Here is a 20,788-nt window from a genome sequence, read left to right on the forward strand (position 1 = left end):
TTTGACAAAAGTAATGACACGATTATGGAGTTCAGAATAGGACACGGATACGACGTGCACGCCCTCTCCGACGGCCTGCGGCTGGTGCTCGGGGGCGTGGAGATTCCCCACACGCAGGGGTTTGTCGCCCACTCGGACGGCGACGTGGCGATCCACGCCGTGTGCGACGCGCTGCTGGGTGCCGCGGCGCTGGGCGACATCGGGCTGCACTTTCCCGATACGTCGGACGACTACGCCGGCATCGACTCGAAAGTGCTGCTGGGCCGCGTGGCGGCGATGCTGCGCGAACGGGGCTACGAGATCGGCAATGTCGACTGCACGATCCGCATGCAGCGGCCCAAACTGCGGCCCTACATCGACGCCATGCGCGCGGCAATGGCCGGGGCGATGGGGATCGACACGGAGCGCGTGTCGGTCAAGGCGACGACGACCGAACACCTCGGTTTCGAAGGGCGCGAGGAGGGGGTCTCGGTCTCGGCCGTGGCGCTGATATTCAGACCCTGACGCAAAGACCTCCACAATATGATTATTCATCGACACCAAATAGACACAATTACAAACAAAAGCACATGAGAGAATAAAAGCATTACGCTAACGCCTGGCAGGCGAAACATACATAGATACGCATCGGCTTTTCTACTTGCATCAGAAAATTGGACACTTTCTAACAAGTAAGGAACTAAAGTTGATGCTCGTGCTGTTTTTCAGCGCGGGCATTTCTTCTGTCTTACTTGTGGGTCGTCCAATACCTCTGATGCAGACAAAAGATATTGTCCGCGTTTCTCTTTTGTATTTCTTTCAGACACAGGAAACAGCACGTGACCCCCATATTATTATGATCCATATCGGACAACTCATTGAAGCGGAACTTCGCCGTCAGGAAAGGACCATTACGTGGTTTGCAAAAAAGCTTTTTTGCGATCGAACCAACGTGTATAATATCTTCAAACGCCAAAGTATCGATACGGAAACCTTATTAAGAATATCCCAAATTCTGCATCATGATTTTTTTGTCCATTATAGGGAAGAAATAGAAAATCATATCGAGGACCCACTTTCGGATCCACAGAATGGCAAACCGTGAAAAAATTACCACACTCCTGTGTATGAATACACAACACAAGCCACTCGCACAAAATTTCAAATCTGGTTACTTTTGTGATGATAAAATACTTATACTATGAAAAAACTAAACTATCTTCTAATGATGTTTGTGGCTGCATTTGTCATGTGCTCTTTCTCTGCATGCAGTGATGATAAAGATGACGCCCCATCAACTTATTCTGCAATTGTCGGCAGCTGGCAGCAAACCAACACGGCAGGAACTCTTATCACGGTTAAATTCAACTCAAACAAAACCGGATCCATCAAATATGTTTATCCTAACGGGTCGGGAGATTCAACTGAAAATTTTGAATACGATTACCGAGAGGCCGAAAGATATTTAACCATCATCGGTTCGCAGTTGGAGGGATATTACGATGTCACAATAACAGCCAACAAACTGCAACTGCATTATGTTGATGCAAGCAATGATGAGTTATATTACGAATTTACAAGAGTCAATTAATTAAATTAAATAATAAAGACAAAGGCTGATCTCGTGAGCGGGGTCAGCCTTTGTGCTTGTTTTCCGGCAGCGCATGCCGCGGTGCGGGTGTCAGTAGACTTTCGAGATCGTGCCGGTGTACTGCACGGGGTTGTACCACGGGTTGGTGATCGTGAGGTTCGCACCGCCCGTGCGGGAGAAAATCTCGAAGGTGAAGGTGTAGGTCGAGGCCGAGAAGAGCGACGTCGAGAAGGTCACCATCCTCCCCTCGTGGGTCTGCTCGGAGGTGTAGCCCGTCAGGTTGGAGACCGTGTAGTTGATGACCGTCGAGTAGTAGGGCGGCACGTACCCCTTGACATAGGGCAGGCAGATGTCCGCCGTGCCGTCCCAGATCTGGACGCTGAAGGCCGGGTTCATGATCTGGCGCATGGGACCTGCGGGCTGCTGCTGCATGGTCTGGGGGTTGAACTGGAAGTTGCGCGACAGCACGAGCGAGTCGGTGAACTTCTCGTACTCGGCGATGCGGTCCGCACGGCGTTTCTCACGCACCTCGCGGCGCTCCTGCTTGGGCGACAGAACCTGCTTCTGTCCGATCACGGTGAAGGCCGCGACACACAGCAGCAGGCCCGTGACAACGATAAAGACTGTTTTTTTCATAGCACATAGGGTGTTGGTACGGCTATGAAATGCAAAATCAGTGCCTGACTGCTAAAGTCCCAGTTTTTTCAGGAATTGTCCCGTGTAGCTGCGTGCGCACTGCGCCACCTCGTGGGGCGTTCCCGCGGCGATGATCTCGCCGCCGGCGGCGCCTCCCTCGGGGCCGATGTCGATCAGGTGGTCGGCCACCTTGATGACGTCGAGGTTGTGTTCGATGACGATCACCGTGTTGCCGCGGTCGACGAGCTTGTTCAGCACCTCCAGCAGCAGGCGGATGTCCTCGAAGTGGAGCCCCGTCGTCGGCTCGTCCAGAATGTAGAGCGTGCGCCCCGTGTCGCGCTTCGAGAGCTCGGCCGAGAGCTTGATGCGCTGGCTCTCGCCGCCCGAGAGGGTCGTGCAGGGCTGCCCGAGGGTCAGGTAGCCGAGGCCCACCTCCTGAATGGCCCGCAGTTTCTGGTGGATGTTCGGGATGTTCTCGAAGAACTCCACGGCCATGTTGACCGTCATGTTCAGCACGTCGTCGATGTTCTTGCCCTTGTAGCGTACTTCGAGCGTCTCGCGGTTGTAGCGGTGGCCGCCGCAGGCGCGGCAGCGCACGTAGACGTCCGGCAGGAAGTTCATCTCGATGGTCTGCACGCCCGCGCCGCGGCACTCCTCGCACCGCCCGCCCTTGACGTTGAACGAGAAGCGCCCCGCCTTGAAGCCGCGCACCTGCGCGTCGGGCGTCATCTCGAAGAGCTTGCGGATGTCGGCGAAGACGTTGGAGTAGGTCGCGGGATTCGAACGCGGCGTGCGGCCGATGGGCGACTGGTCCACGACGACGAGCTTGTCGATGTGCTCGATTCCCTCGATCGAGTCGTATGCGAGCGGCTGGTCCAGCGAGCGGTAGAGCGCCCGGCTCAGAATGGGCCGCAGCGTCTCGTTGACGAGCGTCGACTTACCCGAGCCGCTCACGCCCGTCACGCAGATGAACTTGCCGAGCGGGAACTCCGCGTCGATGCCCTTGAGGTTGTTGCCGCGGGCGCCGCGGATGACGATCCGCTCGCCCGTGCCGGGGCGCAGCGTCGCGGGTATCTCGATGCGGCGGCGCCCGGTGAGGTAGTCCGCCGTGATGGTGTCGGTCTTGAGGATGTCGTCGAACGTCCCCGCGGCGACGATCTGCCCGCCGCGGCGCCCGGCCTTCGGGCCCACGTCGACGATGAAGTCCGCGGCGCGCATCATGTCCTCGTCGTGCTCGACGACGATCACCGAGTTGCCGGCGTCGCGCAGCTCCTCGAGGCTGCGGATCAGGCGCTGGTTGTCGCGCTGGTGCAGCCCGATCGAGGGCTCGTCGAGGATGTAGAGCACGTTGACGAGCTTCGAGCCGATCTGCGTGGCGAGGCGGATGCGCTGGCTCTCGCCGCCCGAGAGCGAACGCGACGAGCGTGCGAGCGACAGGTAGCCCAGCCCCACGTCCATCAGGAAGCGCAGCCGCTCGCGGATCTCCTTGACGATCTCCTGGGCGATCCGGCGCTCCTTTTCGGAAAGGTACTCCTCGATGTGGGACATCCAATGGGCGAACTCCTCGATCGAGAGGGCCGAGACCTCGGCGATGTTCTTTCCGCCGATGCGGAACTGCAGGGCCTCCTTGCGCAGGCGCGTGCCGCCGCAGACCGAACACTTGCGGTAGACGAGGAACTGCTCGCGCCACTTCTGCCCGCGTTTGGACTCCTCGTCCTCCGTGCGGCCGATGTACTCGGCGACGCCCTCCCACGAGAGGAACTGCCGCCCGCCGGCCGGGGAGCTGAACTCCGAGAGGTCGACCGTCAGCGGCTCCGAATCGCCGTAGAGCACGGCGTTGAGCGCCTCCTCGGAGAAGGTCTCGATCGGATCGTCCAGCGTGAAGTCGTAGCGGCGGCCCAGCATCTCCAGAATGGCGAAGAGCATGTTGTTGCGGTACTTGCCCAGCGGTTCGACGGCCCCGTCGCGCAGCGAGAGCCGCTGGTCGGGGATGATCTTGGCCAGGTCGAAAACGGCCTCCTCGCCCAAACCGTTGCAGTGCGGGCAGGCGCCCTTGGGCGAGTTGAACGAGAAGGTGTGCGGCGCCGGGTCCTCGAAGGCGATGCCCGTCGAGGGGCACATCAGGTGGCGCGAGTAGAAGCGCTGCTGCTCGGTGCCGTAGTCGTAGACGGCCATCGTCCCCTTGCCCTGGCGCATTGCCTCCTTGAGCGAGGTCATCAGCCGCTCGCGCGACGCCTCGACGACCTGCAGCCGGTCGACGACCAGGTCGATCGTGTGGATCTTGTAGCGGTCGAGGCGCATGCCGGCCGATATTTCGCGGATTTCGCCGTCGATGCGGGCGTAGATGTAGCCCTTCTTGGCGAGCGTCTCGAAAAGTTCGCGGTAGTGGCCCTTGCGTCCCTTGACGACGGGGGCCATCAGGGCGATGCGCCGCCCGGTGAAGTTCTCCAGAATGAGCTCCGCGATGCGGTCGTCGGTGTAGTGGACCATCTCCTCGCCCGTGACGGGCGAATAGGCGCGCGACGCCCGCGCGTAGAGCAGACGCAGGAAGTCGTTGATTTCGGTGACGGTGCCGACCGTCGAACGAGGGTTCTTGTTGGTGGTCTTCTGCTCGATGGCCACCACGGGGCTCAAGCCCGTGATTTTGTCCACGTCGGGACGTTCCATCGTGCCGACGAACTGCCGGGCGTAGGTCGACAGCGTCTCCATGTAGCGGCGCTGCCCCTCGGCGTAGATTGTGTCGAAGGCCAGCGACGACTTGCCCGAGCCGCTCAACCCCGTGATGACCACGAGCTTGTGGCGCGGAATCTCCAGATCGACGTTCTTCAGGTTGTGGACCCGGGCGCCGAGTATCTTGATCGTCTCTTCTTTCATTGCGCAACGGTGCGGCACCTCTCCGTTCCCGTTTGGGGCGGTTGGGAGGTGCCGGACCGCAAAGATACGACATCCGGGGCAAATCCGGAACCCCCGGGGCTAATTTTCGCCCTCGAAGAGGGTGAAATCGTCGGCGTCGCGCCATGCCGGGAACTTTTCGCGGAACGCCTCCCGGGCCGCGCGGTCGAACGTCGCCCGAAGGATGCACTCCCCGGCTCCGGCCTCGGCGAGCGGTTCGCCCCGGAAGTCGACAAGGGCCGAATCGCCCGAGTAGGGGAAAGAGGGGTCCGAACCCGCGCGGTTCGCGGCGACTACGTAGCACTGGTTCTCGATGGCCCGGGCGCGCAGGAGCGTGCGCCACACCCCGCGCCGGGCGGCGGGCCAGGCGGCGCAGCAGACGATGGCGTCGTAGTCGCCGCGGCAGCGGCTCCAGACCGGGAAGCGCAGGTCGTAGCAGACGAGCAGCAGCAGGCGCCACCCGGCATATTCGACCACGACGCGCCGGTGTCCCGGGCGGTAGTTGTCCGCCTCGCCGCCCGGACGGAACAGGTGCCGCTTGTCGTACCACGACACCTCGCCCGACGGCCGCACGAAGTACATCCGGTTGCGGAAGCCGTCCGCCGCGGCCACGGCGACGCTTCCCGTCACGGCACACTCCCAGCGTGCGGCCCAGCGGCGCATGGCCGCCAGTACGGGCGCCTGTTCTCCGGCGGGCTCCGCGGTCGTGTGCGCGGCATCGGCCCCGGCGGCATCAGCTCCGGCTGCCTTGCTCCCGGCATTTCGGTCGGCGTCCGCCTCCCCGGCGGCCCGTTCGGCAAAGGAGGCGGGGCGGGTGCTGAACCCCGTGGCGAAGAGTTCGGGCAGCACGACCAAATCGGCCCCGGCGGCCGCTTCCGCCACGAGCCCTTCGAGCCGCGAGAGGGTCTCGGCGGGCCGCTCCCAGACGGCATCCGTCTGACAGAGGGCGACTTTCAGTTTTCTCTTTTCATCCATGACGCACGGCCCGGACGCGGAAACGGCGCCGCGGTGGGCGCCCGCCGTCCGAACCGACGGGAAAGTTACCACTATTTTTCGAAACGGCAAAAAACGGCCCGTCCGGACATCGCTGTTGCACGCGAACGAAATAAAACGTACTTTTGTCGCGTAAACCGACTTTTATGCTCAAGGCTGGACGCACACAGACACTCACCGTAAGCCGCCTGTCGGACTACGGTCTCTACCTCGCGGACGACGAGGGGCAGGAGGTACTGCTCCCGAACCGCTACGTATCGCTCACCGACAAACCCGGCGACACGAAGGAGGTATTCCTCTACCACGACTCGGAGGACCGGCTCGTGGCGACGACCGAAACGCCGCTGCTGCGGGCGGGCGAGGCGGGCTACCTGCGTGTCGTGGACAAGACCCTGCACGGGGCCTTCCTCGACTGGGGCCTGCACGGCAAGGACCTCTTCCTGCCGAACCGCAACCAGCAGGGCGGCGTCCTTGCGGGACACAGCTATGTGGTCTACCTCTATGAGGACAGCATCACGGGGCGCTGCGTGGCGACGATGAAGCTCAAGACCTTCATCGACAACGAGGTCATCACCGTCGCGCCGCGTGAGGAGGTGCGGCTGCTCGTGGCGTCGGAGAGCCCGATCGGCTTCCGCGTCATCGTCAACAACCGCCACTGGGGCATGCTCTACCGCAACCAGCTGTTCCGGCCGGTGGCCGTGGGCGACGCCCTCACAGGGTACGTGCGCCGCATCACCGAGGACAACCGCATCGACGTGAGCCTCCAGCAGGAGGGCTACGCCCAGGTCAAGGATTCGGCCGGGCAGCTGCTCCGCCTGCTGCGCGACAACGGCGGATTCCTGCCGCTGAACGACAACAGCGCCCCGGAGGAGGTGGCGCGTCTCACGGGCACGAGCAAAAAGGTCTTCAAGCGCTCGCTCGGCGTGCTGCTCAAACGCGGCGCCGTGGAGACGACCGAACAGGGAATCAAATTGTCAGGCAAATAAAATGGGACGCATCGCAACGGCCGAGCGCGTCTGCGCGGAGGCTTCGGACAACTTCGTATTCCAGCGTTCGCTGCTTGCATACCATGCGGCGGCGGAGCGCATCGGCGGTGACGTGCTCGAGATCGGCACCGGCTCGGGTTACGGTGTGGAGGTCATCGCGCCGCACGCCCGCACTTTTGTCACCCTCGACAAGCATGTTCCCGAGAGCGGTCTGCCCAGTCTGCCGCACGTGCGCTACATGCAGGCCACGGTCCCGCCGCTGCCCTTTGCCGACGGGAGCTTCGACTGCGTCATTTCGTTTCAGGTGATCGAACATATCCGGCGCGACGTGGACTTCGTGCGCGAGGTGCACCGCGTGCTGCGCCCGGGCGGGCAGTTCATCGTCACGACGCCCAACGCCCCGATGTCGCTTACGCGTAATCCGTGGCACGTGCGCGAATACACGGCCGACGAACTGCGCGATCTGCTTGCCGGGTGCTTCTCCGCCGTTGAGATGCTGGGCGTTGCGGGCAACGACAAGGTCATGGCCTACTACGAGCAGAACCGCCGCAGCGTCGCCCGCATCACGCGCTTCGACGTGCTGGACCTCCAGCACCGGCTGCCGCGCCGCCTGCTGCAGGTGCCCTACGACCTGCTCAACCGCTTCAACCGCCGCCGCCTGCTCCGGGCCAATACCGACCTGACGACCTCGATCCGCATGGAGGATTACCGCGTAGGACCCGTCACGGCCGACTGCTTCGACCTCTTCGCCGTAGCCCGGAAGTAGTGGCTTTCCGCGTGCCGGAAATTCTCCGGACGGATTTGTCGTGTCCCGGAACGCTTCCGGGCTGGACCTCCGATCCGGGTTCGCATTCGGGCCTGTTTGCCCTGCAAACGGTCGCGGCGTGACCGTCGTGTCCGAAAATCGGCTATCTTTGTTCCGGTAATTCAAAAAAATCGGAACTATTATGGCTTTTCTCAAGGAATTCAAGCAGTTCGCCCTCAAGGGCAATGTCATGGACATGGCCGTGGGCGTCATCATCGGCGGCGCGTTCGGCAAGATCGTCTCGTCACTGGTCAACGACATCCTCATGCCGCCCATCGGGGCGCTGATCGGCAATACGGACTTCTCGCAGCTGCGGCTCAACATCTCGAAGGTGCGCGACATGACCTCGAGTGCCATGCATTCGGTCGGGGACATGGTGTCCAGCGGCGACCTTCCGGCCCGGGCGGCTGAAGCGGCCGAGCCGATCTACTGGAACTACGGCGCCTTCATCCAGCAGTGCGTCGACTTCACGATCCTGGCCTTCTGCGTCTTCCTGATGGTCAAGCTGATGAACCGTCTTTCGAAGAAGAAGGAGCAGGCCCCGGCCCCGGCTCTCGCGCCGACGAAGGAGGAGCTGCTCCTGACGGAGATCCGCGACCTGCTCAAGGCGCAGCAGAAACAGTAGCGGCAGGGGCATGTTGTCTCGTTGCCCCGTTGTCCCGTTTTGCATCGGCGTGTCGATGCGGGTGTCCCGGGCGAGGATTGCCGCCCCGGGACGTTGTATGTCCGTCTGTGCCGGAGGGGACCGGATCGGCAGGCCGCGTCCCGTCGGGGCTATCGGTCGGATTTTTTCCGGCGCGGGGCGTATTCCTGCAGGATGTAGGTCGTGAAGATCGGGAAGAACATCATGCCGAGCGAGGGGAGCAGCACGCAGACGACCTTGCCGACGGCCGTGACGGGGAAGATTTCCGCACCGACGGTCGTCACATTCATCCAGGCCCACCAGAGGGCGTTCCCGAATCCGTGCAATTTGGGGTTGACCGCCACTTCGTAGTCGTAGAAGACCAGCGCCGAGAGGTAGGTGAAGACCACGACGGTGAACAGGTAGGCGGCGAAGAGACGGTGGATTCTGTTCTTGCCGACGAGCCACCGCACCACGATGGCCATGGCGAGGAATGCCCGCACGAGGGGCATCAGCCCCACGACAAGGCCCCAGTCGTGCGTCATGTCGGCGCCGCACCAGGCGCAGAGGTTGAGCCAGGGGATCGAGATGAGCAGGTAGAGCAGGTTGCGGCGCACGAAACGGGGCTTGTCGCCGGCCGCGGCGCCGCGGATGAAGAAATCGGCGAGAAAGACGATGCAGACGACGAGCTGGATCGTCAGGTAGGTCTCCGAGAAGCGGAGGTTGTCGCCTGCGAGCACCTCCCACGAAACGGCCGCCAGCAGAACCAGCCCCGCGAGAACCTTGAGCATCCCGAGCGTGTCGCGCACTCCGGGGTCGGGAGAGAAAAAACGTGCCATGTCCGAAAATCGTTTTGTCCGTATCGGGTTCAAAATCAGTGCCAGGGCGTGACGCGGCCAATTTTTTTCCGAAGATTTTTTCCGAAAAGATTTTGCACGATTGAAAAAATCTATTACCTTTGCACTCGCTTAATCGCTCCGGCGGGATAGCTCAGCTGGTTAGAGCGCATGATTCATAATCATGAGGTCGAGAGTTCAAGTCTCTCTCCCGCTACTGAAAACAGGCATCTGCAAATTGGCAGATGTCTGTTTTTTGTCTGTTGCCGGTCTTTTTTTTCGAAATGCCCCTGTCCCTTTTGTGGCCGTGGCGGGATTGCCCGTGACGGGAGGCTGCATGCAAAGGCGAAAAACGTGCAAGTACCGAACGGATTATCGTGGTGTGCAGCCGTCGTGGCGACTGCTCGGCGGCGCTTGTTGGCTTGTTTTTGTGGCCCGGCCTGCATCGCGGTTAGCGGTTCGTGCCGGCCGCGTGCAAAATTGTCCGGCGGATCGGGTGCTCCTTTGTCCGGAAAAATCGTACCTTTGCCGTATGGCACACGCAAAGGTGGAAAAGACAAATGCCGCGCGGCTGCTCGACCGCGCGAAGATCGCATACGAACTCGTACCGTATGAGGTGGATGAAACGGACCTCGCGGCCACGCATGTGGCCGCACAGCTCGGGGAGCCGATCGAGCGCGTTTTCAAGACGCTGGTACTCAAGGGCGACCGGACGGGCTATTTTGTCTGTGTCGTACCCGGGGACCACGAGGTCGATCTGAAGGCCGCGGCCCGCGTCTCGGGTAACAAGAAGGTCGACCTGATCCCGATGAAGGAGCTGCTGCCCGTGACGGGCTACATCCGCGGCGGCTGCTCGCCCGTGGGAATGAAAAAGATCTTTCCGACGTGGTTTCACGCGACGGCGGCCGACTATCCCTTTATCTACGTGAGTGCCGGGGTGCGCGGCTTGCAGCTCAAGGTCTCGCCCTCGGAACTGATCGCCTACGTGCACGGCGCGCTGGCTGACATCAGCCGCAAGGCGTGATGCGGCAGGGCGGCCGGGTGTGAATGGCCCGGCGCGGCTTGGTGCAGGTATTGGCTATTCGGTGCCGTGAGACGGCCGGTGTGCGGCGCGTACCTCGGTGATGCCAGCCGGCGGAGATAGGTGCCGGTTCCGGTCATTCGATGCGGCGGGCAGGCAGGCGTGCGGCACGATGCCTGTTTTGGGCGGCGTGTGTCGGCGGGTGAACGCGCATCACGACAGCCGGACTTCGGACGGAGAGCGTCGCGGTTGCGTGGTGCTGGTCCCGGCCTTCGGACGGCAAGCGTCGGCGGGTGTGCGTCAAGCATTCCCTCCCCCGGCGGGGTGCGTCAGTGGGTGAGTGATTTGGGCTTCATCAGGTGGCTGCGCACCTGCACGAGGAAGGTCCAGAGCAGCCCTTCGCTGTAGACGATGCGGTGTTTCCAGCGGTTGCACCACCAGCGGCGCGTGCGGAACCAGACGGTGCGCAGCAGTCCTCTCGCGGGCGGCGTCTCTGAAAACTCCGGGTGCAGGATGTCGGCGAGCACCCGCTCCTCCAGTGCCGGGTCCCGGTCGAAGGCGGGGATCATTCCGGTGTCTACTCCCAGACGGTCGATTGCTATGGCATTCAGGCAGTTCAGGAAGCGGTGCATGTTCATGCGCCGGGCCATTCCGTACAATGCATCCCAGTCGATCTCTTTGTGGCTGTGTTCGACGAACATCGCCCAGTCGGCGACGTGCCGCATGCCGATCTCCATGGCGGCGAAGTGCATGGCGGCGTGCCGCAGCAGGAAGAGGGCGTTGAAGTTGGCCGGGGGCAGCTGCACGGGGGCGCCGTCGACCTCGACCTGTTCGGACGGCTCCTCGCGGGCGCAGCGTTGCAGCTGCTCTTCGATGGGGCGGTTCGAGAGGTGGGCGTGGATGTTCAGGAAGTCGAAGTGGTTTTCGATCAGGATGCCGTCGAGAGTGAAGGTCGTGTGGTGGTGGACATCCTCGTCGATCTGCACCTGCCGCTCGCGGCGCAGCAGCTCGTCGGCCTCCTGCTGGCGGCCGTAGAACCAGACGTCGATGTCGCCGCACGGCCGGTGCTCGGGCCGCGGGTAGGAGAGGCTCAATCCGTACCCCTTGAGAAGCATCATCGGAATGCCGTGCCCGTGCATGAAGACCGCCAGGCGGCCGATGACGCGCCGCTGCCGGGCGTAGAGCTGCTCGATGCGCTCGACGTTGAGGGCCCATTGCAGGCGGATCGTGCGCGGCGGCATCGCCTCGTCGGCGAGGAGCCCCTGCGCGTGCAGCGTCTCCAGCCCGTCGCGGACGATGGCCGAGACGCCCTGTGCGGCGGCGAGGCGGCAGAGCGCCGGCCACGGATTGCCCGCCGGGACCGCGACCTCTCCGGCCGCCCGGTCGGGGTGCAGCCCGGTGCGCAGCAGCGCGAAGAAGAGTTCGCGGATTTCGGGGGCGACGCCCCGCGGTTGTCTATCGGTTGCCATACATCTGTTCGTAATAGTGTTCGTACTCGCCGGAGGTGATGCGCTCCATCCATTCGCGGTTTTCAAGGTACCAGCGCACGGTCTGCTCGATTCCCTCCTCGAAGCGGAATGCGGGTTCCCAGCCCAGTTCTCGGCGCAGCTTCGAGGAGTCGATTGCGTAGCGCAGGTCGTGGCCCGCGCGGTCGGTGACGTAGGTGATCAGCCGCTCGGAGGCCCCCTCGGGACGTCCTAACAGGCGGTCCGTCGTGCGGACGATCAGCCGCACGAGGTCGATGTTGCGCCATTCGTTGCCGCCGCCGATGTTGTAGGTCTCGCCGCTCTGCCCCTCGTGGAAGATGAGGTCGATGGCCCGCGCGTGGTCCTCGACGTGGAGCCAGTCGCGGACATTCTCTCCGCGGCCGTAGACGGGAAGCGGCCGTTCGAGCCGGATGTTGTTCACCAGCAGCGGGATGAGCTTCTCGGGAAACTGATAGGGGCCGTAGTTGTTCGAGCAGTTCGTCACGACGGTCGGCAGGCCGTAGGTATCGTGGAACGCCCGCACGAAGTGGTCGGACGATGCCTTCGAGGCCGAATAGGGGCTGTGGGGGTCGTAGCGCGTCCCCTCGTTGAAGGGCTCGTCGCCGAAGCCGAGGGCGCCGTAGACCTCGTCGGTCGAGATGTGGTAGAAGCGCTTGCCCTCCCATGCGCCGTGCCACGCCTCGCGGGCCGCGTGCAGCAGCGTCAGCGTGCCGAGGACGTTGGTGCGGGCGAAGGTGAAGGGGTCGCGGATCGAGCGGTCGACGTGGCTCTCGGCCGCAAGGTGGATCACCCCGTCGATCGCGTAGCGGCGGAATACCTCCCCGACGGCCTCCGCATCGCAGATGTCGCCCCGCACGAAGGTGTAGTTCGGGGCCTGCTCGATGTCGCTCAGGTTGGCGAGGTTCCCGGCGTAGGTCAGCAGGTCGAAGTTGACGATCCGGTAGTCGGGGTAGCGCGTGACCAGCCGCCGCACGACGTGCGAGCCGATGAAGCCGGCGCCGCCGGTAATCAGGATATGGCGTTTCATCTCATCCGTTGTTTTTCTTCAGACGCATCAGGCAGTAGAGCATCGACTCCCTCCACTGGGGAATCTCGATGCCGAATGTGCGGCGCACCTTGCTCTTGTCGAGCAGCGAGTAGGCCGGGCGCAGGGCCCGCGTGGGGTAGTCGGCCGTGCGGCAGGGCTCGATGCGGCACGTGTCGCGGCCTGCGGCGCGGGCGATCTCGACGGCAAAGTCGTACCACGAGCAGGCCCCCTCGTCGGTGAAGTGGTAGATGCCCTCGCGGCCGGCGTAGTAGCCCCCCTCGATGATTGAGAAGAGCGCCATGGCAAGGTCCCCGGCGTAGGTCGGTGTACCGATCTGGTCCGTGACGACGTTGATGTGCTCCTTCTCGGCCGTGAGCCGCAGCATGGTCTTCAGGAAGTTGCCGCCGAACTCCGAGTAGAGCCACGCCGTGCGGAAGATGAGGGCGCGGCAGTCCGCCGCGGCGATCTCCTCCTCGCCGGCGAGTTTCGTGCGGCCGTAGGCGTTCAGCGGCCCCGGCGCAGCCTCTTCCGTATAGGGGGTCGAGGCGTGCCCGTCGAAGACGTAGTCGGTCGAGATGTGGATCAGCGTCGCACCGGTCGCGGCGGCGGCCTGCGCCAGGTGGCGCACCGCCAGGCGGTTCAGCCGGTCGGCGGCCTCCTCGTCGGCTTCGGCCCGCTCGACGTTGGTATAGGCCGCGCAGTTGATGACGACGTCGTAGCGGTGCTCTCCGAACTGCCGCCGGACGGCGTCGGCATCGGTGATGTCCAGCTCGGCGACGTCGGTGAAGGTGTAGCGGTTGGACCCGGCGGCCCCGAGGCGGCGCAGCGAGCGGCCCAGCTGGCCGTCGGCGCCCGTAACCAGAATTTCAGGCATAATAGTCGATGTTATAGTCGAACAGCTCCGCGGCTTCGCGCAGGGTCGGGTGGTGCAGGTCCTTCTCCGAGAGGATCACCTCGCCGGGTGCCAGGCGCCAGTCGATGCCGAGCGCGGGATCGTCCCACGCAATGGCCCCCTCGGCGTGCGGAGCGTAAGGGTTGTCGCATTTGTACTGGAACAGCGCCTCGTCGCTCAACACGGCGAATCCGTGGGCGAAGCCGCGCGGGATGAATAGCTGGCGGCGGTTCGTGTCGGAGAGCTCCGTGGCGACGTGGCGCCCGAAGGTGGGCGACCCGCGCCGGATGTCGACTGCGACGTCCAGCACGCGGCCCCGCACGACGCGCACGAGTTTCGACTGTGCGTCGCGCCCCCGCTGGAAGTGGAGCCCGCGGACGACGCCGCGGCGCGACAGCGACTCGTTGTCCTGTACGAAGCGCACGGGGCGCACCTTCGCGTCGAACTCCCGTTGCGAATAACTCTCGAAAAAGTAGCCGCGCGCGTCGCCGAACACCTCCGGCTCGATCAGCACGACCCCCTCTATGTCGGTTTGCAGCACCCTCATCGCGTCGTCTCCTCCAGCACCTTGAGCAGGTATTGTCCGTATTGGTTCTTGCGCATCGGCTCGGCAATCTCGCGCAGCCGTTCGGCCGTGATCCATCCCTCGCGGTAGGCGATGTCCTCCAGACAGGCGATCTTCAGCCCCTGCCGCTTCTCGATCACCTCCACGAAGATCGAGGCCTCGGCCAGCGACTCGTGCGTCCCGGTGTCGAGCCACGCGAAGCCCCGCGGCATGGGCTGCACGTGCAGACGCCCGGCCTTCAGGAACTCCTGGTTGATGCTCGTGATCTCCAGCTCGCCGCGTGCCGACGGCCGGATGCGTGCTGCGATATCCACCACCTCCGCCGGGTAGAAGTAGAGCCCCACGACGGCATAGTCGGATTTCGGTTCGGCAGGCTTCTCCTCGATCGAGAGACAGCGCCCCGCGGCGTCGAACACCGCAACGCCGTAGCGGCGCGGGTCGTCGACCCGGTAGCCGAAGACCGTGGCGCGCTGCTCCTGCTCCGTGCGGCGCACGGCCTCGCGCAGCATGCCCGTGAGACCCGAGCCGTGGAAGATGTTGTCACCGAGCACCAGACATGCCGAATCTCCGGCGAGGAACTCGCGGCCGATCAGGAAGGCCTGCGCCAATCCGTCGGGCGAAGGCTGCTCGGCGTAGGCGAAACGCACGCCGAAGTCCGAGCCGTCGCCCAGCAGGCGCCGGAAGGCCGGCAGGTCCTCGGGGGTCGAGATGACGAGGATGTCGCGGATGCCCGCAAGCATCAGCACCGAGATGGGGTAGTAGACCATCGGCTTGTCGTAGATGGGCAGCAGCTGCTTGCTCACCCCCTTGGTGATGGGGTAGAGGCGCGTGCCCGTACCCCCAGCCAGAACGATTCCTTTCATGCGTTGACTTGCTTTGGCGGTTCAAATTCGACCAAAGGTACGTTTTTTTTGCGGAATAACGTCGCTTGTGTCCCGATTTTTGTGCGCGGCGTTCTTCGTCTGAAACCCCGGTTTGCGGAAAATCATGCATACTAACTTGTAACGCCGTGCCATTCAGTCCATTGGGGTTCTGCAAGGCGGAAAATATTGGATATGTGTGTGATTTTGAGGTTCGAAAAGTTGCATGAATGAGACTTTTATTATATTTTTGCTATCGGTTTCAAAAGGCTGTCTTTGTGTAAAAGGCGGACTTTCGTGCCGGAGCGTGCGGCGTGTCGCGCATGTCGTACCGAGCGGCGGAAACCGGAGTGATCACTGGCGCAAATGCCGGTGGTATCCCTGAGATACGCCCTTGTCGGAACGGGAAATCGCAGTTGCAAAGAGTTGGTTTTCAGCTATGGATAACGATCGTACATGCTGGTTTGCCGTGAGGACGATGTATCGCAACGACCTTAACGTCGGGCGCTATCTCGAAGCACGGGGTGCGGAAGTATTCATTCCGATGCATTATGTCGATGTGAAGCGTGGCGGTGTGGTGAGGCGTATGTTGGAACCTGTCGTCCGCAACATCGTTTTTGTACGTACCTGCCGGTCGCTGCTCGACCGGGCAAAGGAGGAGCTGGAATCCAAATGGGCGATCCGGCTCTTCATGAACCGCGAAACCCATGAACCGATCGTCATCCCCGAAGAGCAGATGCGCAACTTCATCGCCGTGGCGGGAACATACGACGATCAGCTGCTCTTCCTCGGCATCGGGGAGGTCGACTACAAGGTCGGAGAACGGGTGCGGATCATTGCCGGGCCTTTTCGGGGTGCATATGGGCGGCTGCTGCGCGTCAAGGGGCACAAGCGGGTGGTCGTCGAGGTGGAGAGTATCATGGCCGTGGCCACGACCTATATGCCCACGCAGATGATCGAGAAGATCGATGATGATGCCGGGCGGTAGTTCCGGGGAAAATCGCCGCATGAGAGTTTCCGAATGCCTCTGAATATCGGAATTTAACAGATTGACAATACAGAAAGTAGGTATACCCATTCCCATCATTAACTTAATTATGTACCGTATTGTAGAAAAATTACATTTGGATCGTTATTTGAGTTCGCGATTGATTCTGCTCATCGATACAACGGTGTCTGTCGTATCGACCCTGCTGGCTTATCTGCTGGTGCGGAGCCTCTTCCCGAACTACATGGTCTATACGCTGAAATACGGCGTATTGCTTTTGATCGGATCGGTCCTCTTCAGTGTGGTGTCGTTCTATCTGTTCGGAACGCAGCGCACGATCATCCGTCACACGACACTGCGCGAGATATGGAAACTGGTTGCAGCCGTGGGGCTTAAGGACGTCCTGCTGTTCCTTTATGTGCTGCTGGTCCTTCCGCGCGATCCTCACTCCGGCCTTTCCGCTGCGGCGCTGGGTTTCATGCTCGACATCCTGCTCACGCTCTTCCTGCTGTTGTCGATGCGCCTGCTGATGATCGTGCTCTATGACCTCATCAAACTGAAGACGATTCGACGCGAAAACAGCAAGCGTGTGCTGATCTACGGCACGGGCGACAAATCCGTGGCGTTGGTTACGCGCCTGCAGAATTCGCCGCATTACCGGGTCGCAGGTTTCCTGACCTATGGCAAGCGCCTGAAAAACCATATCATCGCCGAGTGTCCGGTCTATTATTTCGAAACGAATGACAACGTCAAGTATCTCCGGGACCGGTATGACATCGATGCGGTGCTCTTCTCGACGAACGATGATGCCCAGGCTGAACAGGAGCGCCTGATCCGCTATTGTACGGAAGACGGGCTCAAGGTGCTGATCTCGCCGACCATCGACGAGGTGGTCGACGGCAAACTGGAGAAGCAGACGATCCGCGAGATCAAGATCGAGGACCTGCTCGGTCGCGAGGAGATCAAAATCTCGATGGCCGAGATCATCGCGAATTTCCGCGGCAAGACGATTATGGTGACGGGTGCCGCGGGTTCGATCGGTTCGGAGTTGTGCCGCCAGCTGGCGACATTCGGTGTCAAGCAGTTGATTCTCTTCGACAACTCCGAAACACCGATGCACAATATCCGCCTGGAGTTGGAGGAGCGTTTCCCCGACCTGAAATTCACGCCCGTGATCGGCGATGTGCGGATGATTCCGCGTCTGGATTTCGCATTCCGCACCTACCGTCCGCAGGTGGTCTTCCACGCCGCTGCCTACAAGCACGTGCCGCTCATGGAGGAGAATCCCTGCGAAGCCGTGTTGGCCAATGTCGCCGGATCGCGCAACGTGGCCGACAAGTGTATCGAGTACGATGTGGAGAAGATGGTCATGATCTCGACCGACAAGGCGGTGAACCCGACCAACATCATGGGCTGTACGAAGCGTCTGGCCGAGATTTATGTCCAGTCGCTGGGCCTGGCCATCGAGCAGGGCAGAAAATCGGGCAAGACGAAGTTCGTGACGACGCGTTTCGGCAATGTGCTCGGATCGAACGGGTCGGTCATTCCGCGCTTCCGCGAGCAGATCGCCAACGGCGGTCCCGTGACGGTTACGCATCCCGACATTACGCGTTTCTTCATGACAATCCCGGAGGCGTGCCGTCTGGTGATGGAGGCCGCGACGATGGCTACCGGAACGCAGATTTTCGTCTTCGACATGGGCAAGTCGGTGAAGATCGCCCATCTGGCCAAGCGCATGATCGAGTTGGCGGGTCTTGAGGTGGACAAGGATATCAAGATCGAATATACGGGACTGCGTCCGGGCGAGAAACTCTACGAGGAGGTGCTTTCGAATACGGAGAATACGCTTCCGACGTCGCATGACCGGATTCGCATCGCAAAGGTTCGCCAATACGATTACGAGGAGGCCCGCCAGGCCGCCGACGAACTCGAGACGCTGTCGCGTGCCGTCGAGATTCCCGACATGGTCCGTCTGATGAAGCGGACCGTTCCCGAGTTCAAGTCCAAGAACTCGCGGTTTGAGGTGTATGACAAGGAGATTGAGGCTGCGTCCAAATAATTGATGATTATGGCGGACACGTTTACGTATCATTTGTTTTCTCCGTATCGTATCTGTCCTGTCGGCGCTCATGTGGATCATCAGCATGGGCTGGTGACCGGATTTGCTTTGGACAAGGGTGTTGATCTCTGGTTCGATATTACGGATGACGGATCGGTTGACCTGCGGAGCGAATCTTTCGAAGGAGAGGTCCGGTTCAATCTTACGGAACCGTCGCTTGTCCGGCAGGGAAACTGGGGCGATTATGCCCGCGGTGCCAAGTATGCTTTGCGAAAGCGGTTCGAACTGCATCGCGGTATACGGGGTATGCTCAAAGGTTCGTTGCCTGTCGGTGGCCTCTCTTCGAGTGCGGCGGTATTGATTGCCTATGTGATGGCCTTTGCCAGGGCGAACGATATTTCGCTGACCAAAATGGAGGTGGCCAAGATCGCATCGGAGGCCGAGCGGGAATATATCGGGTTGAACAACGGCTTGTTGGATCAGGCATGCATTGCCCTGGGACGCAAGAATGAGTTGTTGATGCTCGATTGCGATACCAATGACTATCGGTTGATCCCGCGCAATCCGCAGATGCCCGATTTCCGGTTGGCGATCTTCTTTTCGGGCTTGACGCGTTCGCTGGTCAACAGCGATTACAACCTGCGCGTAGGGGAGTGCAAGACGGCTGCGTGGAACATGCTGGCGTATGCGAACATGCCTTTGAAGAGTTTTGACAAAACTTTTTTACGGGATATTCCCCGGGAGTTGTACGATGCGACCAGAGAGCGGATGCCGGCCCGCTTTGCACGTCGGGCAGAACACTTCTATTCGGAGTACAAGCGGGTTCGTCAGGCCGTGACCGCATGGGAAACGGGTGACCTGGAGTGGTTCGGACGTCTCTCGTTCGAGAGTTGCGAATCCTCGATTCATAATTATGAGTGCGGCTCTCCGGAGTTGATCTCCATCTACAATGCCATGCGCACGACAAAGGGTATTTACGGCGGACGTTTCTCCGGAGCCGGATTCAAGGGCGCTTGTATCGCTTTGGTTGATCCGCTGCAGGAGGAGCAGATACGTGCCCAGGTAACGGAAAAATATCTTGCGGAATTCCCGCAGTATAAAAAGACATTCGAGGTCTTCTTCTGTATGTCGGAAGACGGTGCCCGATTTATTGAATAGGCTGTTTGAATATGAAAAACATCATACTTGCCGCAGGTTACGCTACCCGGTTGTATCCCATTACGGAGAATTTTCCGAAGCCTCTGTTGGAGATAGGAGGCTCGACAATTCTCGACCGGATGTTGCGAGATATCGATACGATCGAAGGCATTGACGAACACATCGTCGTTACAAATCATAAGTTCATCGCCATTTTTGAACGCTGGGCGGAGGAGGCCCGGAAAAGGTATCGGCATCCCGTGACGCTCATTGACGACGGGTCGCTAACCAACGAAACCCGGATCGGGGCTGTGAAGGACCTGATTCTGGCTTTGGACAGCTGCGAGGTGGAGGATGATGTGCTGGTCGCTGCGGCGGACAACGTGCTTGATTTCTCGTTCCGCGGATTCGTGGAATATTTCCGGGAGAAAGGGACAAGTTTGATTATGTGTCACAACGAGCCGGATATTGCAGCGTTGCGCAAGACGGGAGTGGTCTGTCTGGATGCAGACAACAAGGTGTTGTTGATGGAGGAAAAGCCGCAGGAGCCCAAGAGTCATTGGGCCGTACCTCCTTTTTATATATATCGCCGGGTGGATTTGCCGCTGATTCGGCAAGCCATAGCGGACGGTTGTAAATACGATGCGCCGGGAAACTTGGCACATTACCTCACGACGCGTACCGTGTTGCACGCCTGGCCGATGACCGGGCACCGTTACGATATCGGAGACGTGAAGTCTTATGAAAAGATTAAGAAACAGTTTGCTGAAAATCAATAAATATACTATATGAAAATAGCAGTTGCCGGAACCGGTTATGTAGGTCTGTCCATCGCCACACTGTTGGCTCAACATCATGAAGTGGTGGCCGTGGATGTGATTCCTGAAAAAGTTGATTTGATAAACCGTCGTCAGTCGCCCATTCAAGACGAATACATCGAAAAATATTTAGCTGAAAAACCGCTGAATCTCACTGCAACATTGGATGGAGCAGCTGCTTATCGCGGTGCGGAGTATGTGGTTATTGCTGCGCCGACAAACTATGATCCGGTAAAGAACTATTTTGATACAAGCCATGTGGAGGAGGTGATCGACTTGGTACTGTCGGTCAATCCCGAAGCCGTGATGGTCATCAAATCGACGATTCCGGTGGGGTATTGTCGTTCTCTATATATAAAGTACTATCGTCAGGGGATAAAACGGTTCAATCTGCTGTTTGCTCCGGAGTTCCTTCGTGAGAGCAAGGCCTTGTATGACAATCTTTACCCGAGTCGGATCATCGTCGGTTATCCGAAAATTATCGACAACGAGCAGTTCCGGGAGGAGAACGAGGCCATTCAGGCCATTGCCGATATCCCGTTTCTGGAGCAGGCGGCACATCGTTTTGCCGATCTGCTGAAAGAGGGTGCCATC

At 60.6% G+C, this 20,788-nt stretch carries 20 protein-coding genes, 1 tRNA gene and 1 pseudogene; 13 read left to right on the top strand and 9 right to left on the bottom strand.

Going from position 1 to position 20,788, the window contains the following annotated elements:
* Positions 1–24: 24 nt before the first annotated feature.
* The 3 genes from ispF (at position 25) to Q1Y33_RS00310 (ending at position 1,570) form a co-directional block, all read left to right on the top strand.
* Complete coding sequence (gene ispF, locus Q1Y33_RS00300) at positions 25–504, top strand: 2-C-methyl-D-erythritol 2,4-cyclodiphosphate synthase (protein ID WP_295906522.1); 480 nt, start codon at positions 25–27, stop codon at positions 502–504.
* Positions 505–688: 184 nt separating this feature from the next.
* Positions 689–1,084: a hypothetical protein gene (locus Q1Y33_RS09660; RefSeq protein ID WP_363322782.1), complete on the top strand. Its 396-nt coding sequence runs from the start codon at positions 689–691 to the stop codon at positions 1,082–1,084.
* A gap of 96 nt (positions 1,085–1,180) precedes the next feature.
* Positions 1,181–1,570 (top strand): hypothetical protein, encoded by a 390-nt coding sequence (locus tag Q1Y33_RS00310; protein ID WP_300797160.1) that lies wholly within the window; start codon positions 1,181–1,183, stop codon positions 1,568–1,570.
* 90 nt (positions 1,571–1,660) lie between these two features.
* On the opposite strand, the gene Q1Y33_RS00315 is transcribed toward Q1Y33_RS00310, so the two are convergent.
* From Q1Y33_RS00315 to Q1Y33_RS00325, 3 genes are all read right to left on the bottom strand, one after another.
* Positions 1,661–2,206: a DUF4251 domain-containing protein gene (locus tag Q1Y33_RS00315; protein ID WP_300797162.1), complete on the bottom strand. Its 546-nt coding sequence runs from the start codon at positions 2,204–2,206 to the stop codon at positions 1,661–1,663.
* Between the two features lie 51 nt (positions 2,207–2,257).
* Positions 2,258–5,080 carry an excinuclease ABC subunit UvrA gene (gene uvrA / locus Q1Y33_RS00320; protein WP_300797164.1) on the bottom strand — a complete coding sequence of 941 codons (2,823 nt, stop codon included), beginning with the start codon at positions 5,078–5,080 and terminating at the stop codon, positions 2,258–2,260.
* A gap of 99 nt (positions 5,081–5,179) precedes the next feature.
* Positions 5,180–6,073, bottom strand: a complete 894-nt coding sequence (locus tag Q1Y33_RS00325; protein WP_300797166.1) for a nitrilase-related carbon-nitrogen hydrolase — start codon at positions 6,071–6,073, stop codon at positions 5,180–5,182.
* Positions 6,074–6,237: 164 nt separating this feature from the next.
* Here Q1Y33_RS00325 and Q1Y33_RS00330 point away from each other — a divergent pair, with 164 nt between their 5' ends.
* The 3 genes from Q1Y33_RS00330 (at position 6,238) to mscL (ending at position 8,507) form a co-directional block, all read left to right on the top strand.
* A complete protein-coding gene (locus Q1Y33_RS00330) occupies positions 6,238–7,077 on the top strand; it encodes a S1-like domain-containing RNA-binding protein (protein WP_300797168.1) in 840 nt (279 codons plus the stop codon).
* Position 7,078: 1 nt separating this feature from the next.
* The gene (locus Q1Y33_RS00335) at positions 7,079–7,843 is read left to right on the top strand and encodes a class I SAM-dependent methyltransferase (protein ID WP_300797171.1); all 765 of its coding nucleotides are present in this window, start codon (positions 7,079–7,081) and stop codon (positions 7,841–7,843) included.
* Positions 7,844–8,024: 181 nt separating this feature from the next.
* Positions 8,025–8,507 carry a large-conductance mechanosensitive channel protein MscL gene (gene mscL, locus Q1Y33_RS00340; RefSeq protein WP_300797173.1) on the top strand — a complete coding sequence of 161 codons (483 nt, stop codon included), beginning with the start codon at positions 8,025–8,027 and terminating at the stop codon, positions 8,505–8,507.
* A gap of 149 nt (positions 8,508–8,656) precedes the next feature.
* On the opposite strand, the gene Q1Y33_RS00345 is transcribed toward mscL, so the two are convergent.
* Positions 8,657–9,343 carry a potassium channel family protein gene (locus Q1Y33_RS00345; protein WP_300797174.1) on the bottom strand — a complete coding sequence of 229 codons (687 nt, stop codon included), beginning with the start codon at positions 9,341–9,343 and terminating at the stop codon, positions 8,657–8,659.
* A 140-nt stretch (positions 9,344–9,483) separates the two neighbouring features.
* On the opposite strand from Q1Y33_RS00345, the gene Q1Y33_RS00350 reads away from it, so the two are divergent.
* Both Q1Y33_RS00350 and ybaK read left to right on the top strand, forming a co-directional pair.
* Positions 9,484–9,557, top strand: a tRNA-Met gene (locus tag Q1Y33_RS00350).
* Between the two features lie 315 nt (positions 9,558–9,872).
* Positions 9,873–10,364, top strand: a complete 492-nt coding sequence (gene ybaK, locus Q1Y33_RS00355) for a Cys-tRNA(Pro) deacylase (protein ID WP_300797176.1) — start codon at positions 9,873–9,875, stop codon at positions 10,362–10,364.
* A gap of 326 nt (positions 10,365–10,690) precedes the next feature.
* Here ybaK and Q1Y33_RS00360 read toward each other — a convergent pair whose 3' ends face one another.
* The 5 genes from Q1Y33_RS00360 to rfbA are packed head-to-tail and all read right to left on the bottom strand — an operon-like array spanning position 10,691 to position 15,195.
* Positions 10,691–11,830, bottom strand: coding sequence for a nucleotidyltransferase family protein (locus Q1Y33_RS00360; RefSeq protein WP_300797177.1), 1,140 nt, complete (start codon positions 11,828–11,830; stop codon positions 10,691–10,693).
* Positions 11,817–12,875 carry a dTDP-glucose 4,6-dehydratase gene (rfbB, locus tag Q1Y33_RS00365; RefSeq protein ID WP_300797179.1) on the bottom strand — a complete coding sequence of 353 codons (1,059 nt, stop codon included), beginning with the start codon at positions 12,873–12,875 and terminating at the stop codon, positions 11,817–11,819. The genes Q1Y33_RS00360 and rfbB overlap by 14 nt, the downstream gene beginning before the upstream one ends.
* Position 12,876: 1 nt before the next feature.
* Positions 12,877–13,749 carry a dTDP-4-dehydrorhamnose reductase gene (gene rfbD, locus Q1Y33_RS00370; RefSeq protein ID WP_300797181.1) on the bottom strand — a complete coding sequence of 291 codons (873 nt, stop codon included), beginning with the start codon at positions 13,747–13,749 and terminating at the stop codon, positions 12,877–12,879.
* Positions 13,742–14,314, bottom strand: a complete 573-nt coding sequence (gene rfbC, locus Q1Y33_RS00375) for a dTDP-4-dehydrorhamnose 3,5-epimerase (RefSeq protein WP_300797183.1) — start codon at positions 14,312–14,314, stop codon at positions 13,742–13,744. The genes rfbD and rfbC overlap by 8 nt, the downstream gene beginning before the upstream one ends.
* Positions 14,311–15,195 carry a glucose-1-phosphate thymidylyltransferase RfbA gene (rfbA, locus tag Q1Y33_RS00380; RefSeq protein WP_300797184.1) on the bottom strand — a complete coding sequence of 295 codons (885 nt, stop codon included), beginning with the start codon at positions 15,193–15,195 and terminating at the stop codon, positions 14,311–14,313. The genes rfbC and rfbA overlap by 4 nt, the downstream gene beginning before the upstream one ends.
* A gap of 436 nt (positions 15,196–15,631) precedes the next feature.
* Between rfbA and Q1Y33_RS00385 the strand changes: the two genes are divergently transcribed.
* The 5 genes and pseudogenes from Q1Y33_RS00385 to Q1Y33_RS00405 form a co-directional block, all read left to right on the top strand.
* A complete protein-coding gene (locus tag Q1Y33_RS00385; protein ID WP_300797186.1) occupies positions 15,632–16,180 on the top strand; it encodes a UpxY family transcription antiterminator in 549 nt (182 codons plus the stop codon).
* Positions 16,181–16,289: 109 nt separating this feature from the next.
* Positions 16,290–18,239, top strand: a complete 1,950-nt coding sequence (locus Q1Y33_RS00390) for a nucleoside-diphosphate sugar epimerase/dehydratase (RefSeq protein WP_300797189.1) — start codon at positions 16,290–16,292, stop codon at positions 18,237–18,239.
* A gap of 9 nt (positions 18,240–18,248) precedes the next feature.
* On the top strand, positions 18,249–19,397 hold the full coding sequence (locus Q1Y33_RS00395) for a galactokinase family protein (RefSeq protein WP_300797191.1): 1,149 nt from the start codon (positions 18,249–18,251) through the stop codon (positions 19,395–19,397).
* Positions 19,398–19,408: 11 nt separating this feature from the next.
* A complete protein-coding gene (locus tag Q1Y33_RS00400) occupies positions 19,409–20,155 on the top strand; it encodes a nucleotidyltransferase family protein (RefSeq protein WP_300797192.1) in 747 nt (248 codons plus the stop codon).
* 9 nt (positions 20,156–20,164) lie between these two features.
* Positions 20,165–20,788, top strand: a pseudogene (locus tag Q1Y33_RS00405) (UDP-glucose 6-dehydrogenase); the annotation flags it as partial.

The organism is uncultured Alistipes sp. (assembly GCF_949296715.1).
Taxonomy (GTDB): Bacteria; Bacteroidota; Bacteroidia; order Bacteroidales; family Rikenellaceae; genus Alistipes.

Excerpts from the sequence above, each read along its gene's own strand:
- Q1Y33_RS09660 (WP_363322782.1), top strand. The coding sequence starts at position 689 with ATGCTCGTGCTGTTTTTCAGCGCGGGCATTTCTTCTGTCTTACTTGTG.
- Q1Y33_RS00400 (WP_300797192.1), top strand. The coding sequence starts at position 19,409 with ATGAAAAACATCATACTTGCCGCAGGTTACGCTACCCGGTTGTATCCC.
- mscL (WP_300797173.1), top strand. The coding sequence starts at position 8,025 with ATGGCTTTTCTCAAGGAATTCAAGCAGTTCGCCCTCAAGGGCAATGTC.
- Q1Y33_RS00335 (WP_300797171.1), top strand. The coding sequence starts at position 7,079 with ATGGGACGCATCGCAACGGCCGAGCGCGTCTGCGCGGAGGCTTCGGAC.
- ybaK (WP_300797176.1), top strand. The coding sequence starts at position 9,873 with ATGGCACACGCAAAGGTGGAAAAGACAAATGCCGCGCGGCTGCTCGAC.
- Q1Y33_RS00325 (WP_300797166.1), bottom strand. The coding sequence starts at position 6,073 with ATGGATGAAAAGAGAAAACTGAAAGTCGCCCTCTGTCAGACGGATGCC.
- Q1Y33_RS00360 (WP_300797177.1), bottom strand. The coding sequence starts at position 11,830 with ATGGCAACCGATAGACAACCGCGGGGCGTCGCCCCCGAAATCCGCGAA.
- Q1Y33_RS00310 (WP_300797160.1), top strand. The coding sequence starts at position 1,181 with ATGAAAAAACTAAACTATCTTCTAATGATGTTTGTGGCTGCATTTGTC.
- Q1Y33_RS00315 (WP_300797162.1), bottom strand. The coding sequence starts at position 2,206 with ATGAAAAAAACAGTCTTTATCGTTGTCACGGGCCTGCTGCTGTGTGTC.
- rfbB (WP_300797179.1), bottom strand. The coding sequence starts at position 12,875 with ATGAAACGCCATATCCTGATTACCGGCGGCGCCGGCTTCATCGGCTCG.
- rfbC (WP_300797183.1), bottom strand. The coding sequence starts at position 14,314 with ATGAGGGTGCTGCAAACCGACATAGAGGGGGTCGTGCTGATCGAGCCG.
- Q1Y33_RS00345 (WP_300797174.1), bottom strand. The coding sequence starts at position 9,343 with ATGGCACGTTTTTTCTCTCCCGACCCCGGAGTGCGCGACACGCTCGGG.
- rfbD (WP_300797181.1), bottom strand. The coding sequence starts at position 13,749 with ATGCCTGAAATTCTGGTTACGGGCGCCGACGGCCAGCTGGGCCGCTCG.
- Q1Y33_RS00385 (WP_300797186.1), top strand. The coding sequence starts at position 15,632 with ATGGATAACGATCGTACATGCTGGTTTGCCGTGAGGACGATGTATCGC.
- uvrA (WP_300797164.1), bottom strand. The coding sequence starts at position 5,080 with ATGAAAGAAGAGACGATCAAGATACTCGGCGCCCGGGTCCACAACCTG.
- rfbA (WP_300797184.1), bottom strand. The coding sequence starts at position 15,195 with ATGAAAGGAATCGTTCTGGCTGGGGGTACGGGCACGCGCCTCTACCCC.
- Q1Y33_RS00390 (WP_300797189.1), top strand. The coding sequence starts at position 16,290 with ATGTACCGTATTGTAGAAAAATTACATTTGGATCGTTATTTGAGTTCG.
- ispF (WP_295906522.1), top strand. The coding sequence starts at position 25 with ATGGAGTTCAGAATAGGACACGGATACGACGTGCACGCCCTCTCCGAC.
- Q1Y33_RS00330 (WP_300797168.1), top strand. The coding sequence starts at position 6,238 with ATGCTCAAGGCTGGACGCACACAGACACTCACCGTAAGCCGCCTGTCG.
- Q1Y33_RS00395 (WP_300797191.1), top strand. The coding sequence starts at position 18,249 with ATGGCGGACACGTTTACGTATCATTTGTTTTCTCCGTATCGTATCTGT.